At 64.9% G+C, this 15,724-nt stretch carries 13 protein-coding genes; 8 read left to right on the forward strand and 5 right to left on the reverse strand.

The features are described 5' to 3' along the window. The first annotated feature begins 56 nt into the window (after positions 1-56). The 3 genes from PX52LOC_RS14000 (at position 57) to PX52LOC_RS14010 (ending at position 2,739) form a co-directional block, all read left to right on the forward strand. Positions 57-821: a carbon-nitrogen hydrolase family protein gene (locus tag PX52LOC_RS14000; protein ID WP_149110684.1), complete on the forward strand. Its 765-nt coding sequence runs from the start codon at positions 57-59 to the stop codon at positions 819-821. Between the two features lie 12 nt (positions 822-833). Continuing rightward, positions 834-1,835: a WD40 repeat domain-containing protein gene (locus tag PX52LOC_RS14005; protein WP_149110685.1), complete on the forward strand. Its 1,002-nt coding sequence runs from the start codon at positions 834-836 to the stop codon at positions 1,833-1,835. Positions 1,836-2,034: 199 nt separating this feature from the next. Further along, the gene (locus PX52LOC_RS14010; RefSeq protein WP_168218990.1) at positions 2,035-2,739 is read left to right on the forward strand and encodes a PEP-CTERM sorting domain-containing protein; all 705 of its coding nucleotides are present in this window, start codon (positions 2,035-2,037) and stop codon (positions 2,737-2,739) included. A 209-nt stretch (positions 2,740-2,948) separates the two neighbouring features. On the opposite strand, the gene PX52LOC_RS14015 is transcribed toward PX52LOC_RS14010, so the two are convergent. Together PX52LOC_RS14015 and PX52LOC_RS14020 are read right to left on the reverse strand one after the other, a co-directional pair. Further along, complete coding sequence (locus tag PX52LOC_RS14015) at positions 2,949-4,244, reverse strand: PQQ-binding-like beta-propeller repeat protein (protein ID WP_149110687.1); 1,296 nt, start codon at positions 4,242-4,244, stop codon at positions 2,949-2,951. 229 nt (positions 4,245-4,473) lie between these two features. After that, on the reverse strand, positions 4,474-6,969 hold the full coding sequence (locus PX52LOC_RS14020) for an Ig-like domain-containing protein (RefSeq protein ID WP_149110688.1): 2,496 nt from the start codon (positions 6,967-6,969) through the stop codon (positions 4,474-4,476). 329 nt (positions 6,970-7,298) lie between these two features. Here PX52LOC_RS14020 and PX52LOC_RS14025 point away from each other — a divergent pair, with 329 nt between their 5' ends. From PX52LOC_RS14025 to PX52LOC_RS14035, 3 genes are read left to right on the forward strand one after another with little or no spacing between them, the layout of a single operon-like run. Beyond that, on the forward strand, positions 7,299-7,925 hold the full coding sequence (locus tag PX52LOC_RS14025) for an RNA polymerase sigma factor (RefSeq protein ID WP_149110689.1): 627 nt from the start codon (positions 7,299-7,301) through the stop codon (positions 7,923-7,925). Between the two features lie 11 nt (positions 7,926-7,936). Then, positions 7,937-8,737 (forward strand): hypothetical protein, encoded by an 801-nt coding sequence (locus PX52LOC_RS14030; RefSeq protein ID WP_149110690.1) that lies wholly within the window; start codon positions 7,937-7,939, stop codon positions 8,735-8,737. A 1-nt stretch (position 8,738) separates the two neighbouring features. Beyond that, entirely contained in the window at positions 8,739-9,266 is a 528-nt protein-coding gene (locus PX52LOC_RS14035) for a hypothetical protein (RefSeq protein ID WP_149110691.1), read from the forward strand. Between the two features lie 64 nt (positions 9,267-9,330). Here PX52LOC_RS14035 and PX52LOC_RS14040 read toward each other — a convergent pair whose 3' ends face one another. Then, a complete protein-coding gene (locus tag PX52LOC_RS14040) occupies positions 9,331-10,227 on the reverse strand; it encodes a ThuA domain-containing protein (protein ID WP_149110692.1) in 897 nt (298 codons plus the stop codon). 144 nt (positions 10,228-10,371) lie between these two features. On the opposite strand from PX52LOC_RS14040, the gene PX52LOC_RS14045 reads away from it, so the two are divergent. Then, positions 10,372-11,811 carry an OprO/OprP family phosphate-selective porin gene (locus PX52LOC_RS14045; protein WP_168218991.1) on the forward strand — a complete coding sequence of 480 codons (1,440 nt, stop codon included), beginning with the start codon at positions 10,372-10,374 and terminating at the stop codon, positions 11,809-11,811. A 55-nt stretch (positions 11,812-11,866) separates the two neighbouring features. Further along, a complete protein-coding gene (locus tag PX52LOC_RS14050; protein ID WP_149110694.1) occupies positions 11,867-12,724 on the forward strand; it encodes a prenyltransferase/squalene oxidase repeat-containing protein in 858 nt (285 codons plus the stop codon). A gap of 25 nt (positions 12,725-12,749) precedes the next feature. Here the strand turns inward: PX52LOC_RS14050 and ilvA are convergent, their stop codons facing one another. Beyond that, positions 12,750-14,270 (reverse strand): threonine ammonia-lyase, biosynthetic, encoded by a 1,521-nt coding sequence (gene ilvA, locus PX52LOC_RS14055; RefSeq protein ID WP_149110695.1) that lies wholly within the window; start codon positions 14,268-14,270, stop codon positions 12,750-12,752. Positions 14,271-14,377: 107 nt separating this feature from the next. Then, positions 14,378-15,697 (reverse strand): NAD(P)/FAD-dependent oxidoreductase, encoded by a 1,320-nt coding sequence (locus PX52LOC_RS14060; protein WP_149110696.1) that lies wholly within the window; start codon positions 15,695-15,697, stop codon positions 14,378-14,380. Between the last annotated feature and the right edge of the window lie 27 nt (positions 15,698-15,724).

Raw genomic sequence — 15,724 nt, forward strand, 5'->3', positions numbered from 1 at the left:
CGGCCGAACGGTCGGCAACGAGTCACCACACACGCCTGTTCTTGGGGCAATCTGCCATGAAAGTGTGTGCGGCCCAGCTTCGGCCGATTTCGGGCGACATCGCGGGGAACGTCGAGAAGCACTTGGAGTTGGTCGCCCTGGCCGCTGACGCCGGGGCGAAACTGGTCTTCTTCCCCGAGTTGTCGTTGACCGGCTACGAGCCGAGGGCCGCCGCGGAATTGGCCATCGGCCCGGATGACCACCGCCTCGATGTCTTCCAGGCCGTGAGTGACGCCCGCGGAGTTATCATCGGCGTGGGGCTACCCTGGCGGATTCCAACGGGCGTTCGCATCGGCATGGCCTTTTTCCAACCCGCGCGGCCGCGACTGATGTACGCCAAGCAGTTGTTACATTCGGACGAGCTGCCGTTTTTCGTGTGCGGCGATCGGCAGGTTGTGCTGGAGGCGGGTGGTCTCACGTTCGCCCCGGCGATTTGCTACGAGTCGTTGCAACCCGACCACGCTGTGCGAGCGGCTTCGGCCGGTGCCAACGTGTACCTCGCGAGCGTGGCGAAGTCCGCCGCCGGGGTCACGAAGGGGTATTCGCACTACCCCGTGGTCGCGGCGCGGCACGCGATGACGGTCTTGATGGCCAACTGCCTGGGGCCGTGCGACGACTTTGTCGCCGCGGGCCGGTCGGCCGTCTGGAACTCCCGTGGCGACCGGTTCGCAGAGTTGGACGACCGGACCGAGGGAATCGTGACGTTCGACACTGACACGCAAGAAGCCCACGCCGTCCCGTTGAGCCTTGATCGCACACCCGTTTCACCACCTATCCCCTAACACCCGACTGCCATGAACGCTCCCAACCCCGAATCGCTGAAGCTCGTGAAGGACTACAGCCGGCCCGCGATCGCCTTCGCCGTGGCCCGCGTGCCCGGCACCGACCGCGTCTTCCTCGGCTCGTCCGACTTCAAGGTTTCGGAAGCCGACCTATCTGCGGCGAAGTTCGAGCCGAAGGGCTTGTACGGCCACGCCAGCTACGTCACCACGCTGGCGCTCAGCGGCAGCACGCTCGTCTCCGGCGGGTACGACGGCAAGCTCGTCTGGTGGGACACCACGATGAACAAGGAGATCCGCACCGAGGCCGCCCACGCGAAGTGGATTCGGCAAGTCGTCGCGTCGCCGGACGGCAGTCGGTTCGCGAGCGTGGCCGACGACATGGTGTGCAAGGTCTGGGACGCGACCACCGGCAAACTCGTCCGCGAACTCCGCGGCCACGGCGAGAAGACGCCGCAGAACTTCCCGTCGATGCTGTACGCCGTCGCCTACTCCGCGGACGGCAAGTACCTCGCCACGGCCGACAAGACCGCGAAAGTCATTGTCTGGGACGCCAAGGCCGGCGAGCAGTTGAAGAAGGTCGAAGCCCCGACGATGTACACCTGGGACCAGGTTCAGCGGTTGCACTCCATCGGCGGCGCTCGCTCGCTGGCGTTCTCGCCAGACGGCCAACACCTCGCCGTCGGCGGCACCGGCAAGATCGGCAACATCGACCACCTGGAAGCGAAGGCCCGCGTCGAGGTCTTCGACTGGCAGGCCGAGAAGCAAGTGGCCGAGTTCGTCGCCGACAAGAGCCAGGGCCTCGTCAACAAACTGCTCTACGCCCCCGACGGTAGTTGGCTCCTCGGCGTCGGCGGGGCCAGCGAAGGCTTCGTTGCGTTCTTCGACGTGAAGTCAAAGAAGGTGCTCAAGCAGGAAAAAGTGGGGATGCACGTCCACGACCTGTCGATCGGACCGAAGTTCGACTCATTGCTTTTAGCGGGGCATAACAAATTGACGGCGTACAAGCTAGGCTAATTGCGAAATTTTTGGAGACAATATTGCTGCTGTCGGAGGGCAATTAGATTAATTGAGCAATTCTCACTTGTGCCTGTTGACCAGAGGGCTTATTCTGATTGGTAGTGTGGGAGTAAAGATTCACTCAGAGCAGAATCCGGGTGCCCGGGTTCAAGCCGCCCTTTTGAGGATGCACAAGATGCGATCAAGATTTTTTGTAATGTTGACAGCCGTATTTGTTACTTCTGCGTTAGGTTCTACCGCCCAGGCTGCTTTTTCGACGACACTGGCGGGAGATTTTTCGAGCACTAACATTGGCACTTGGACGTATGGCTATCAAACGACATTGGGAACGGGTTTTACGCTGTTCGACGAGTACGGCACCGGGACTGGAACGGGTGGTAACTATGAATTCTGGCGAGTAGCGGGCGGGAATCCGTATTTGGGGATTTATCATGATTTGAGTGGCATGACAAACTTGATTAACGGGACGGAATCCCTCCCCGCTGGCGGCGTGGTCCAGCACCCTGGACCCGCGGCCGAATATAGTGTCTCTCGTTTCACAGCTTCGACGGCAGGCGTCTACTCTTTCTCTGTCTTGTTCACCGGTCAAGACGTGGCACAACCGGCCACAACTGACGTTCACGTTTATGTGAACAATATGCAAGATTCTAGCGGTCTAATTAATGGCACAACCACAAGCCAGTCTTTCAATAACACCATTTCTCTGGCTGCAGGTGGAACTATCGATTTCGCAGTCGGATACGGTTCAAATGGGAATTACTTCTTCGATTCGACCGGCGTTTCGGCGTCTGTGTCGGTTGTAACTCCAGAACCCGCGAGCATGACGATGATGGGGATCGGTTTGGCCAGTTTGGCAGGGTATGGGGTCCGACGTCGGAATCGCACCCAGACGACGGCTTAAGTAGCACGCCGAGTGCGTAATCAAAACGAGCTGGCCCCAGGTTTTGCCTGGGGCCAGCTCGTTTTGACAGTCCGTGGTTAGCAGGTCTCGCCCTCGACATTACGACAGTTATCTCGTCGCCACCGCCCGCCTTATATCGTTGCTCAAGTAAATCGCGAGCGGACGAGGGTCAGAGCCGCGTAGCCCTTTGCGACCATTGTAAACCGCCGTCAGCTACCCACTGCCTTCACGTCGTAGCAGTACATCACGGTCTGGTCGCGGATGTAGAGTTTGCCGTTCGCGATGACCGGGTGTGGCCAACTTTGCGGGTGGGTCTTCTGGTCGGCCGGTGGGAGCTTGAACGACGACACCACCTTCAGTTCCGTCGGGTCCGGTTCGATCAGCACCAGCACGCTATTCTGGTAGCGGAAGTACAGGCGGCCGTCGGCGGACAGCACGGCGGCCGACCCGGCCCCGCCGGCCGGGTTCTTTTCCGGGCCCCATTTGATCTCGCCCGTCTTGAACTCCACGCACACCGGGTTGCCTTCGTTCTGATTGTGGCCGAAATAGACGTGGTCGCCGACCAGCACCATGCCGCCGTGGTGGTTGTTCAGTTCCGGCTTCTTGTACGCCTTGACCTCCTTCGCCTCGAACGCATCCTTGCCCTGCGGCACAATCTTCAACAGGGCCGCCCCACCGCTGTAGCTACAGGACACCCACACGAGGTCGTCCTTCACGATCGGGATCGGAATCTGGGCCACGCCGCCGGCCGCGGCCTTGCCCTTGTACTGCCAGAGCATCTTGCCGGTGTCGGCGTGCAGGCCGACCACGCCGGACTTGTCGCCGAGTAGGACGACGTAGGCCGGGGTGCCGTTGAACGCGGTTTTCACCGGCGACGAGTACCCGCAACCGCCGCCGACCGGGCCGACGTCGGCCTTCCAGACCACTTCGCCGTCGGCCAGTTTCAGGGCCGCCACTGCCGCCTTCGACCCGCACGGTGTGCAGATCACCTTGTCACCGTCCACGTAGACGGAGTCGTTGTAGGCCCACGTGGGCACCTTGCCGCCGAAGTCGGTGAGGTAACTTTTCTTCCAGAGCAGCGTGCCCTTCGCCGCGTCCAGGCAGACGAGGGTGCCGTTGACGCTCACCGAGAGAACCTTGCCCTGGGCGTAGGTCGGCGTGCTGCCGGGGCCGTTGGTCTGGTTCGCTACTTTTGTGGCATCGGCGAACGGAGTGAACCAGAGTTCCGAGCCACTATCTTCTTTCAGTGCCCAGATGCCGTCCTTGCCGTCGCGGGTGCCGATGCCGAAGATCTTGCCTTCGGCCACCGACGGTGTGCCGAAGCCGACGCCGAGATTCTTGGCCGTCCAGACTTGTTTCGGCCCCTCCGTCGGCCACTTTTTGAGCAGCCCGGTTTCGGTGCAAATGCCGTCGCGGTTGGGGCCGCGGAAGGCGGGCCAGTCGGCCGCGAGCGAAAGGGGGCCGCAGCACAAGACGGCGGCCAGGGAAGCGAGGCGCAGTCGCATAGGATTGTATCTCCGGATAAATTCCGCAGGCGGGAGCTTCTATTGTATGTGGTAGTTGCGCCGCAGGGCGGTATCACCGGACTTCAACCGCTCACCCTGTCTTGTTACTCTTGTAGGTCGCACGGATGAGGGCGATGGCCTTGCGGCCTTCGCGGGCGAATCGACGCCTTTTTGCCGCTCCGGACGTGGCTTCAAACCCACGTCCGGGCGACCAGTAGCTGAAGCAAAACTAGCCCGGCCCGCCGACGAAGACGCCGCCGTTGAAGTCTCCGAACGGGTCGTCCGTTTGGAGTTGGGCGAACGTGACCCCGTCGAACGCCTTCGTGCCGGACGCTTGGCCTGGGCCGGACGAGGCCAGAATGTCCGCCCGGCCGTCGCCGTTCACGTCGGCGGCGGACACGCGAACGCCGCCCCGGTTCGCGGAGTCGAAGGCGAAGAACGACGCCAGGACCGCGCGGTCGCTTCCGTCGAAGACGGACACGGCAGGCCCACCGCCGGCGTTCGTGCCGGTGATGACGTCGGCCAAGCCGTCGCCGTTGAGGTCGCCCGCCGCGACCGTGACGCCGCCGCGGAAGGACGAGTCGTAGGCGAAGAAGCTCTGCAACACGCTCCCGTCGGCCCCGCTGAACACCTTGACGTGCGGCCCGCCGCCGATCCCCGACCCGGTGATGATGTCGGCCTTGCCGTCGCCGTTCACGTCGCCGGTGGCCACGTCAACCCCGCCGCGGAAGGACGAGTCGTAAGCGAAGAAACTCATGACCGTCCGCCCGGTGGCCACGTCGTGGACAAGCACGTGCGGCCCGCCGCCCGCCCCGGCCCCGGTAATGATGTCGGCCTTGCCGTCGCCGTTCACGTCGCCGGCCGCAACGTACACGTCGCCCGTGAAGGACGAATCGTACGGGGTGTAACTCGAGATCAGGGCGAGCGTCTTGCCGTCGAACACCTTGACCAGTGCCCCGCCGCCCTTGCCGGGCGCAGTGACGATGTCCGGGACGCCGTCGCCGTTCACGTCGCCGCTCGCCACGCGGACGCCGCCGGTGAACGACGGGTCGTAGGCGAAGAAGCTGGCCCGGTCGCTGCCGTCGGCGTTGAAGACGGTGACCCGCGGGCCGCCGCCGACGTCCGCGGCGGCAACCGTCAGTTGCGCACTCGCCGTGGCATTCACGCGGACGCGAACCGTGGCCGCGTTCGAAACGGCACCCGGGAAGTCCGTGACGGTGTAGGTGAACACGTCGGTGCCGATGTAGGTGCCGTTCGGCGTGTAGGTGATGGCCCCGGTCGCCGGGTCCACCGCGGCCGTCCCGTGGGCCGGGCCGCTCACGACGGCGACCGAGGCCGGGTCGAGTTCCCCGTTCCCGTCTGGGTCGGTGTCGTTGGCCAGCACGTTGATCGCGACGGGGGCGGTGCTGGTCGTGAAGGCGGCGTCTTCGTTGGCCGTGGGCCGGTTGACCACGATCGTCACGGTCCCCGGCGCGGACTCGGCCCCGGCCTTGTCCTTGACCGTGTACTGGAACGTGTCCGTCCCCTGGAAGAACCCGGTCGCGGTGTACGTGATCGCCCCGGTCGTGGTGTTCACCGTGACCGTCCCGTTGGCCGGCTGGCTCAACACCCGGACCGTCGCAGGGTCAATCTCCTCGTTCCCGTCCGGGTCGGTGTCGTTGGCCAACACGTCGACCTCGACGGGGTTGGTGCCGTCGGTGTCCGCGGAATCGTCGTTGGCCGCCGGGCGGTTCACCACGATGGTGACGGTGGCCGTGTTGGACAACCTCTGGGCGGAATCGGCCACCGTGTACGTGAACGTGTCCGTGCCCGTAAAGAACCCCGTCGCCGTGTACGTAACCACCCCGGTCGCGGGATCGACGGAGACGGTGCCGCGGCTCGGGGAACCCACGATGTTCACGCTGGCCAAGTTGAGAGTGCGGCCCGTGGCCGCGGAGTCGTTGTCAAGGACCGGCACGTCAACGGGGTTGGTGCCGTCGGTGTCGGCCACGTCGTCGCGGGCGATCGGGTTTGTGGCCGGGGGCGTGGCCGGGGGATTCACGACAACCGTGACGTACCCCGCCGAGGACTCCGCACCGGCGGTGTCCTTGACCGTGTACTGGAAGTTGTCCGTCCCCGAAAAGTTCGTGTCCGGCGTGTACACGACCTCCCCGGTCGCCGGCGTGACGACGACCGACCCGTGCAGGGGGAGGGCGAAAATCCGCACGGAACTCGCAACAAGGCCGGCGGCACCGCCGGCGTCGCCCGCGGCCGAGTCGTTCTCGATGACGGGGATCGAGACAGCCGTGTTGACGTCCGTCTCCGCGAAGTCGTCGTTGGCCGTGGGCCGGTTGACGACGATCGTGACCTTGGCGGGGTTGGACGTTTGGCCGGCCGAATCGCTCACCGTGTAGCTGAGCGTGTCGGTCCCGTGAAAGGACCCGGTCGGCGTGTACGTGATGCTCCCCGAACTCGCGTCAACGGAGGCCGTTCCGTGGGTCGGAGGGGTCAGCAGGGCGACCGAGGCGGGATTGAGGTTCCTCGCCCCGACGGCGGCGTCGTTGTCGAGGACGGCGATGGTGATGGCATTCGTCCCGTTCGCGTTGACGAAGTCGTCGTTCGCGGTGGGGGGACGTTCGAGGATGCCGCCGGGCGATTCCGTGGTCGCCGGCTGGGTCCGGTCTTCCAGCACCTGTAACTGCCAGGGGAGACGGTTCGAACGAGGCGCGAACGGCTTGCGGGACATGGTGGTCTCTCTGTAGGGGCAAGAATTGTCGCAAGAGGGGCGGTTCGACGGGACTCTGAGGGATGAGTATATGCGCGAAGGTGGGGTACTGTAAAACAAAATCAGGAGTGTACGAGCCGTTCACCGGGGAATTTACCGGACTAATCCATCCGGTACACTCGCGCCAGTCGGTGCATTCGTCCCATTTTTCAGGAACTGGCCCTCGCCGTTTCACAGTGTTCCCGCCAACGTCCGCCTCCCTCTCGTGTTACGCTCCTATGACTGCACGGGTTTCGAGCGTGCCGCGGGCCGGGGTTGCTGGACGGACGCCGCCCGAAGGGCTATCGTGGATGCAACCCCCGAAGCCCGGACCTCCGACCCTCCCGACCCGCGTGCCGCACGACACGGATGCCCTCCTCCCCGGCGAGGAGTTGCGATGGATTGAGGCCGCCCAGGCCGGCGATCGGACCGCGTTCGCGCGGATCGTCGAACACTACTGGGACCGCCTCTACCGCTGGCTGTACCACCTGACCCGGAACCGCCATCAGGCGGAAGATCTGGTCCAGGAAACGTTTATGAAGGCGCTCGGGGCACTGGGATCTTTCCGCCCGGGCAGTAACTTCCGGGCGTGGCTGTTCCGCATCGGCCACAACAACTTCGTGAATCTCAAGCGGTCCGAGCGGCGGACCCGCCACCCGTTGCCGGACGAGTCGCCCGCCCCGGCCCCCGGCGGCAGTACGCTCGATAACATGGCCGACCGTGAGGCGGTTTCGGAAGTGGCGAAGGCGATTCAGGAACTGCCGCCGGAATTCCGCTCGGCACTCCTGCTTCACACGCAAGAGGGATTGGCGTACCGCGAGATTGCGGCCATCCTGAAGACGACCGAGGAAACCGCCCGCTGGCGGGTCTTCAAGGCGAGACAGAAACTAATGAAGGTGCTGGCCCCCGAACTGGTGCCGCCAACGGGGAAAGAGTGACAGGTGTTGCGATGAAGTGCGAAGCGGTTCAAAATCGGTTGCTCGACGTGCCCGACCTGACGGCCGTGCCCGCGGAGTTGAGCGCCCACCTTGACGGGTGCGAACTCTGCCGCCGGTTCGCCGAGCGGGCACAGGTGTTGAACGCCGAACTCGCGGCCCTGCCGGTGCCGTCGTCGGAGTTGGCGAAGATCGCGTTCGTCGAATCGCTGCTGGCGGCCGGTCCGGTCATCCGGTCGGTGCCCACCCCGATGGTCGCCGGGCTGTCGCTTCAGGATCTGTTGCGCAAGATTCCCCTGCGGCCCGTGGTCACGACGGCCGCCGCGGTGCTCGTCGGCGTCGGAACGTGGGCCGTCTGGCCGACGTCGAAGACAACGACCACCGCGAAGGACGCCCCCCGGCACGAGCTTTTGCAGAAGGTTGTGAAGACGAATACCGAACTTGCGTTGCTCACCGCCCCGAAGGACCGCGTGACGAAGTTGGCGAGCCTTGCGGGCGATATCCGCTCCGAGACGCGGGCACTTTCGAAGGCGGCCGAGTACGACGAGATGCTGTCGCTGACCAAGATGTACGAGAACGTGGTCACGAAGGGCGTGTTGCCGCAGGCCGAACAGATGACGAAGTTCAACACGCCGCTGCCCGAACGCCAGGCCGCTCTGAAGGCCGCGCGGGCGGAACTGTCCCAGACCGTGACGGATGTGACGGACCTCGTGCCTTTGGCGTCGCCGCGGGTTCAACCCCTGTTAAAACGAATCGCGAAGGCCGCCCAGGACGGCGAAGCCCGATTGGTTAAACTCGCTGACGGGGGAGCCTAACATGCGCCGACTCGTCTTCACGTCGTTCGTGCTCATGCTGCTGACGGCCTGGGTGTCCGGCCAACCCGCGGCGACCGGCCCGACCGCCGGCGAGCAACTGCACATGTTCCAGCGGAACCGCGACCTGTTGGAGAATCTCGTCGAGCACAGTGTAGAACTGGCGAACGCCAACACGCCGGTGGGGAAGGTGCGGGCTTGCCATGAATCGACGAAAGACCTGGGCCGGGCGATCAAGGATGCGGCCGACCGCGACGACGCCGACCGCGTAGCCGAACTGAGCGAACACCTGACGGCAGTCATCAAGTTCGGCCTCGTGCCGACAGTGGACGACGCCCGCACCATCATCCCGGTGGGAACGCCGGACTACCAGCAGTTGCTCGACCTGACGGCCCAAGCGAACGGCGACGCGGAGCGGTTCGAGTTGTCGATCCCGGCGCTCGGCAAGATTGGGGCGTCGAACAAAGTGAGTGAGGCTCGCGGCAAACTGCACGCCGTCTGCGTGACCCTGGCCGAACGCACCCGACGATAAAAGCCTGAGGGGCGAGAAGACCCGGTCTTCTCGCCCCTCAGCGTGTCGCCTCTTCACCCTGCCATTACTTCGCCGGCCCCGTCGGCGTCGCGTCGCCGGGCACTTTGCCGACGGCCCAGTTCAAGCCGCCGAAGAGGTGCTGCTGGAAGGCCGGGTCCTTCCACACTTCCTTCTTGTGGCCGAACGCGGTGTAGAACACCTTCCCCTTGCCCTCTTCCTTGCACCACGACAGGGCGTAGTCGCCGTCCTTGCGGGCCTGATCGGGCTTCGGGTTGAACGACCCCGACTCGCAACTGAAGATGATGTGCAACTTGTCGCGGCTGTACGGCTCGCGGAAGATGTAAATCTCGTCCTCGTACTGTTGGCCCGCGGTGAACCCGACGGCGGCGGGGTGCTTCGAGTCCTCGAACTTGATCTTCACCTTCGTGATCGGCGGGTGGGTCTTGAAGTACCCGCCGATGAAGTCGCCGTAGGTCGTGTTGTACAGCGTGTCGGCCCCGCAGTGGGTGCCCGCGAACGCGCCGCCGGCCTTCGTCCATTCTTCCAGGTCCTTCAACTCGTCCTTCGTCGTCGGGTTACCGGTCGTGAAGAACAGCACCGCGTCGAAGTTCTTGAGCGTTTCCTTGTTGATGTGGCCGCAGTTCTCCTTCTCGACTGTCTTGCCGGTCCGGGCGCGGTAGTCGGCGCTGTACTTCTCGAGGGCCGTCGTCTCGACCTCCGGGCCGTCCTTCTTCGGCTTGTACTTCACCTTCTTGTTCGGGTCTTCCGTGAAGCGGTAGCACGTCACGTCGTAGCCGTTCTTCGGGCCTTGCTCCTTGAGGATGTCCTCGGCCACGCCGATGGAATCGTGCATGAAGCCGCCGCTGTGGGTGACGAGCAGCAGTCGCTTGTTTTGCGCCGTCGCGAACAGGGCCGTCGCGGCCACGACGCCGAGCGACAGCAGGAACCGGGTCAATCGCATGAGAGATGCTCCAGACGAGGGAGGGCAGGAGGGATGTCGACCGCGGAATTGTATCGGCCGGCGGGCGGCGGCAAAGTCCGTCTAGCGGCCGATCCGTTCTTCCGCTATTCCGCGGCGAAATCAGCCGAAAGATACGGAGGAATCGTGGGGCGGACTCTTCCACTGCTCGCAATCATACTCACATGGGCCGCGACACCGATCGGTGCGCAAGACGCTCTGCCGGCCGGCGCGCAAGACGCGCCGCCGGCCGACATCGCCCCCGTGGACCTGCGTGCCGACGCTGTCCCGCCACCGGAGAAGGCCCCGGAGAAACCGCCCGACCCGCTGGCCATGAAGATGAAGTGGAAGAACGGCCCGTACTTCTACACCGAGGACGGCCTGTTCACCTTCCAGCCCGGCGGGCGGTTCCAACTCGACACCATTGCCACGGCCGTGCCCGCGGGCTTGCGGCGGAACATCACCGGCCCGTCGCAGTTCGAAGACGGCGTCAGCGTCCGCCGGGCGCGTTTCGCCGCCGACGGGACGTTCGCCAAGACGATCGACTTCAAGGCCGAGTTCGACTTCGCCAACGCCTTCATAACCCAGACCACGCCGCAGCGGGCCAGCCTCGCGACCGTGCCGACGGAACTGAACCTGACCTTCCGCCAACTGCCGATCATCGGCAACCTGCGAATCGGCAACCAGAAGCAGCCGATCTCGTTCGAGCACATGACCAGCAGCAAGTACCTGAACTTTCTGGAACGCTCGACCAGCTTCGACGCCTTCGCGGAAGGGTTCAACAACGGCTTCGTCCCCGGCATCCAGGCGTTCGACAACTTCCTGACCGACAAGCGTGCCTACTGGGCACTCGGCGTCTTCAAGACCACGCGGTCGATCTTCGGCTTCAACGTCGGCCGGAACGAGGCCGACCTGACCGGGCGATTGGCCTACCTGCCGATCTACGAAAACAAGGGCGAGCAGTTGCTGCACGTCGGCCTCGGCGGCAGCTACCGCGACCTGGACGACGACCAGCAGCGGTACCGCTCGCGGTTCAGCCTTCGCAGTTCGCCGAGTGCCCTGTCGGACCTGATCGCCGACACCGGGTTCCTGTACGGCGGTCGGGAGGCGCGACTGGTGCCGGAACTGGCGGGCGTAGCCGGGTCGTTCTCCTTCCAGGCGGAATACTACACGTCATGGCTGAGCCGCACGCAAATGCCGGTGGGCAGCACGCTCGTCCCCTACGGCACGACGTTCTACCACGGCGGGTACGTCGAAGTGCACTACTTCCTGACCGGCGAACACCGCGAGTACGACCACGAGCGGATGGCCTTCACGCGGGTCGTGCCCAAGAACCCGATCCGCTGGGTCGGCGACACCCGCGGGTTGGGGGCGTGGCAACTGGCCGCTCGGTACGGCTATCTCGACCTGAACGACAAGGGCATCGTCGGCGGCATCACGCACGAGTTCGTCCTCGGTCTCAACTGGTTCCTCACGCCGAATGCGAAACTCCAGGCGAACTACGTCCTCACGTCCCGCGAGGCCGCCGACCCCGCCGCCAGCGGCTTGCTCCACGGCTTCGGGGTGCGGACCGCCTGGGACTTCTGACCGCCGCGGGTTCGGATAGGATACCTCTCCGCATCCCGAACCCGCGAGACTTCCCATGCGACTACTCCTGCTGGCGATTGCCTTCGCCCTCCCCTCGTTCGCTTCCGCCCAGACGGCCGCCGAAAAGCAGGCGACGTTGCAGTACCTCGCCGGGCTGCAAGACGCTGCGACCGGGACGTTCAAGCTGAACGCGAAGACCCCACCGGGCTTGCGGGCTACGTCGTCGGCCGTGCGGGCCACGAGGTACCTCGGCGGCGACCTGGCCCACAAGGACAAGATCACGGCGTTCGTGCTGTCGTGCTACGACCCTGCCACCGGCGGCTTCCACGAACTCGACGCAAAGCCGGACGTGACCGTCACTGCCATCGGCGTGATGGCAGCGGTGGAACTCGGCATCCCCGAGGCGAAGTTTCCGAAAGCGGTCGAGTACTTGCACGCGAACGCCAAGACCTTCGAAGACGTTCGCATCGGGGCCGCCGCCCTGGAAGCGTTGGAGAAGAAGCCCGATTGGACCGACGCCTGGATCAAGTTGGCCGACGCGCAACTCAACAACGACGGCACCGCCGGCAAGGGCGACGGCCTGGCCCGCGACAGTGCCAGCGTGGCCGCGATGAAACTCCGCCTCGGCTACCCGCTCGCGAACAAGGCGAAGGTGATCGAGCAGATCAAGGCCGGCCAACGGCCCGACGGGGCCTGGGGCAAGGCTGGCGCGAAGGGCGGCGACGGCGAGACGACCTACCGCGTGATGCGTTCTCTGATGCTGGCGAAGGAGAAGCCGCGAGACGCCGCGAAACTCCGCGAGTTCTTCGCGGCCTGCCGCAACGCCGACGGCGGTTACGGCGTCGCCCCCGGCGAGCCGTCCAGCGTCAGCGGCGTCTACTACCAGGCGATCGTGGCGAAATGGCTGAAGTGACGGAGACTTCGTCCGGCTCACAGTCTTATCGCAGGAACAGGTGGTACACCGGGTTCTGCGTCTCGTCGGCACACGGGTAGCCGAGGGTGTCGAGGAACTCCTGAAAGGCGGGCCGGTCGCCCTCGGGCACCTGGATGCCGACGAGGATGCGGCCGTAATCGGCCCCCTGGTTGCGGTAGTGGAACAAGCTGATGTTCCAGTTCGGGTGCAGGCACGACAGGAACCGCATCAGGGCACCCGGCCGCTCCGGGAACTGGAACCGAAACAGCCGTTCGTCCGTGGCCAGCCGGCTCCGCCCGCCGACCATGTAGCGGACGTGCTCCTTCGAAAGATCGTCCGCCCCGAGGTCCACGGCGGCAAACCCCTCGGCCGCGAGCGACTGCCGAATCGCGCCCGCTTCCCCGCGGTTCCGGGTGGCCAGGCCGACGAGGACGTGGGCCGTCGTCTCGTCGGAGATGCGGTAGCTGAACTCGGTCACGCTCCGCTGGCCGATGATCTGACACATCCGTTTGAAGCTCCCGCGCTCCTCGGGGATGGTCACGGCGAACAGGGCCTCCCGCTCCTCGCCGGCCTCGGCCCGCTCGGCCACAAACCGCAGCCGGTCGAAGTTCATGTTCGCCCCGCAGGTGATCGCGACTAGCGATTGTTCCTTGAGGCCGTGCCGGGCGGCGTACTGCTTCAACCCGGCAATGCCCATCGCCCCGGCCGGTTCCAGGATGCTCCGAGTGTCTTCGAACGCATCCTTGATCGCGGCACACACGGCGTCGGTGTCCACGGTGACGAAGTCGTCGACCAGTTCCCGCGTCAGGCGGAATGTCTCCTCGCCGACGAGTTTGACGGCCGTCCCGTCGGAGAAGAGGCCCACGTCCGGGAGGGGAACCCGCCGGCCGGCCGCGACCGAGCGGATCATCGCGTCGGAATCGGTCATCTGCACGCCGATCACCTTAACCTCCGGTCGCACGGCCTTGACGTAGGCCGCCACCCCGGAGATCAGTCCGCCCCCGCCGATGGCGACGAACACCGCGTGAAGGGGGTGCTGGTGTTGGCGTAGAATTTCCATGCCGATCGTGCCCTGACCGGCGATCACGTCCGGGTCGTCGAACGGGTGGACAAAGACGTGCCCGTGGCGCTGCTGCAATTCGAGGGCGTGGGTGTAGGCGTCGGAGTAGCTGTCCCCGTGCAGGACGACTTCACCACCGAGGGAACGGACGGCGTCGGCCTTGAGGCTCGGCGTGGTCACCGGCATCACGACGACGGCACGACAGCCGAGTCGGCGCGCACTGAGGGCCACACCCTGAGCGTGGTTGCCGGCCGACGCGCACACGACGCCGCGGGCCAACTCTTCGGGCGACAGGCGGGCCATCTTGTTGTAAGCCCCGCGGAGCTTGAAGCTGAACACCGGCTGGGTGTCTTCCCGCTTGAGCCAGACCGAATTGCCCAGGCGGGCCGAGAGTTTCCCGGCCCGCTCCAGCGGCGATTCGATCGCCACGTCGTACACCCGGGCGTTCAGAATCCGCTTCAGGTAATCCGAGACGCTCGTTTCCATTCCTCACACGCCCTCGACAAAAAATCGGCCCGGGGTCGTCACCACTCCTTGAAGTGATAGCGACCCCGGGCGGAATTCGAAAGCACCGATTGGCGACAGGTCCGCGGTCAGCGCAGCGGGTCGGGTGGGAGGAACAACTCGTTGACCTTGTCCGCGGCCTCTGGCGGTGCCCCGGCCGACCACGCCGGGATCGCCTTCTTCTCCGGCGGATAGAGCGACTCCAACGGCTCCCAGACTACGTCCACGTGATCGTCGAACAGGTCGCCGATGAGCAGGTCCGTCACCTTCCCCTTCAGGTGCGGGTGCGTCTTCACGAACTTCCCGAAGCTGAACCCGTCGTAATATTCGCACACCAGCCGTCGCATCCGGTCCACGCCCTTGCCGAACATCTCGCCCCACCGGCCGAGTTGCGCCGCCGACGTGTCGCCTGCGGTTAGCCCATCGGCAATCGCGTCCGCCGCCAACTCGCCGGACTTTAACGCTAGCAGCACGCCGGACGAGTACAGCGGGTCGAGGAACCCGAAGGCATCGCCGATCAGCACCCACCCGTCGCCGGCCACCTGTGACGAGCGGTACGAGTAGTCCTTCGTCGCGTAGTACCCGGTCGCCCGTGTCCCGGACGCGAGACGTTCCTGAATGGCCGGGCAGGCATTGATTTCTTCCTGGTACGTCTGCTCGTGGGGGCCGCGGCCCTTGAACAAGTAGTCGAACGGGGCCACGACGCCGACGCTGATCGTATCGTCATGCTGCGGGATGTACCACCACCACCCGTGCTTGTTCGGCGTCTGCACGACCAGCGTCGCCCCCTCGTCGCGGCCGGTGTCGCGGTACGCCCCGCGCCAGTACGTCCAGATCGCCCCCTTGTTCAACACCGGGTCCCACTGCCGCAGTTTGAGCCGGTTCTGGAGCATGGTGCTCTGGCCACTGGCGTCCACGACGACCTTCGCCCGCACCTCTTCCGTCCCGCCGCCGTCCTTCTGAACCTTCACGCCGACGGCCCGATCGCCCTCGAAAATCACCTCCAGCACGCGGGCCGGCTGGTGGACTTCGACGCCGTGCTCGCGGGCGTTGTCGAGCATCATCGTGTCGAACTCGCTGCGGATCACCTGCCACGTCTGCGAGCACTCGCCCGGCTTGTTCTCGTCGAAGTAGAACGGGGCCGACTGCCGGCCGATCGCGTTGACGAACTGGACGCTGTGCTTCTTGACGAACGGGCTGGCTTTCATCTTCGGGAGCATGTTCAACCGATGGAAGACCCAGTACGTCTCGGGGATGAGCGACTCGCCGATGTGGAAGCGGGGGAACTTCTCCCGCTCGAACAGCCGAACCTTGACGCCGCGCTGGGCGAGCATGGTGGAGACGGTACTGCCGGCCGGCCCGCCGCCGATCACGACAACGTCGGTACTGGAAGTGGTATCAGACGCCATGAGGAACTCCGAATCGGGTGGGAGAGG

The organism is Limnoglobus roseus (assembly GCF_008254045.1).
Lineage (GTDB): Bacteria > Planctomycetota > Planctomycetia > Gemmatales > Gemmataceae > Limnoglobus > Limnoglobus roseus.

Bases quoted from the DNA above. Each gene is read 5' to 3' on its own strand.
- PX52LOC_RS14040 (WP_149110692.1), bottom strand. From the start codon at position 10,227: ATGCGATTGACCCGGTTCCTGCTGTCGCTCGGCGTCGTGGCCGCGACG.
- ilvA (WP_149110695.1), bottom strand. From the start codon at position 14,270: ATGGAAACGAGCGTCTCGGATTACCTGAAGCGGATTCTGAACGCCCGG.
- PX52LOC_RS14005 (WP_149110685.1), top strand. From the start codon at position 834: ATGAACGCTCCCAACCCCGAATCGCTGAAGCTCGTGAAGGACTACAGC.
- PX52LOC_RS14030 (WP_149110690.1), top strand. From the start codon at position 7,937: ATGAAGTGCGAAGCGGTTCAAAATCGGTTGCTCGACGTGCCCGACCTG.
- PX52LOC_RS14015 (WP_149110687.1), bottom strand. From the start codon at position 4,244: ATGCGACTGCGCCTCGCTTCCCTGGCCGCCGTCTTGTGCTGCGGCCCC.
- PX52LOC_RS14000 (WP_149110684.1), top strand. From the start codon at position 57: ATGAAAGTGTGTGCGGCCCAGCTTCGGCCGATTTCGGGCGACATCGCG.
- PX52LOC_RS14050 (WP_149110694.1), top strand. From the start codon at position 11,867: ATGCGACTACTCCTGCTGGCGATTGCCTTCGCCCTCCCCTCGTTCGCT.
- PX52LOC_RS14020 (WP_149110688.1), bottom strand. From the start codon at position 6,969: ATGTCCCGCAAGCCGTTCGCGCCTCGTTCGAACCGTCTCCCCTGGCAG.
- PX52LOC_RS14025 (WP_149110689.1), top strand. From the start codon at position 7,299: ATGCAACCCCCGAAGCCCGGACCTCCGACCCTCCCGACCCGCGTGCCG.
- PX52LOC_RS14035 (WP_149110691.1), top strand. From the start codon at position 8,739: ATGCGCCGACTCGTCTTCACGTCGTTCGTGCTCATGCTGCTGACGGCC.
- PX52LOC_RS14010 (WP_168218990.1), top strand. From the start codon at position 2,035: ATGTTGACAGCCGTATTTGTTACTTCTGCGTTAGGTTCTACCGCCCAG.
- PX52LOC_RS14060 (WP_149110696.1), bottom strand. From the start codon at position 15,697: ATGGCGTCTGATACCACTTCCAGTACCGACGTTGTCGTGATCGGCGGC.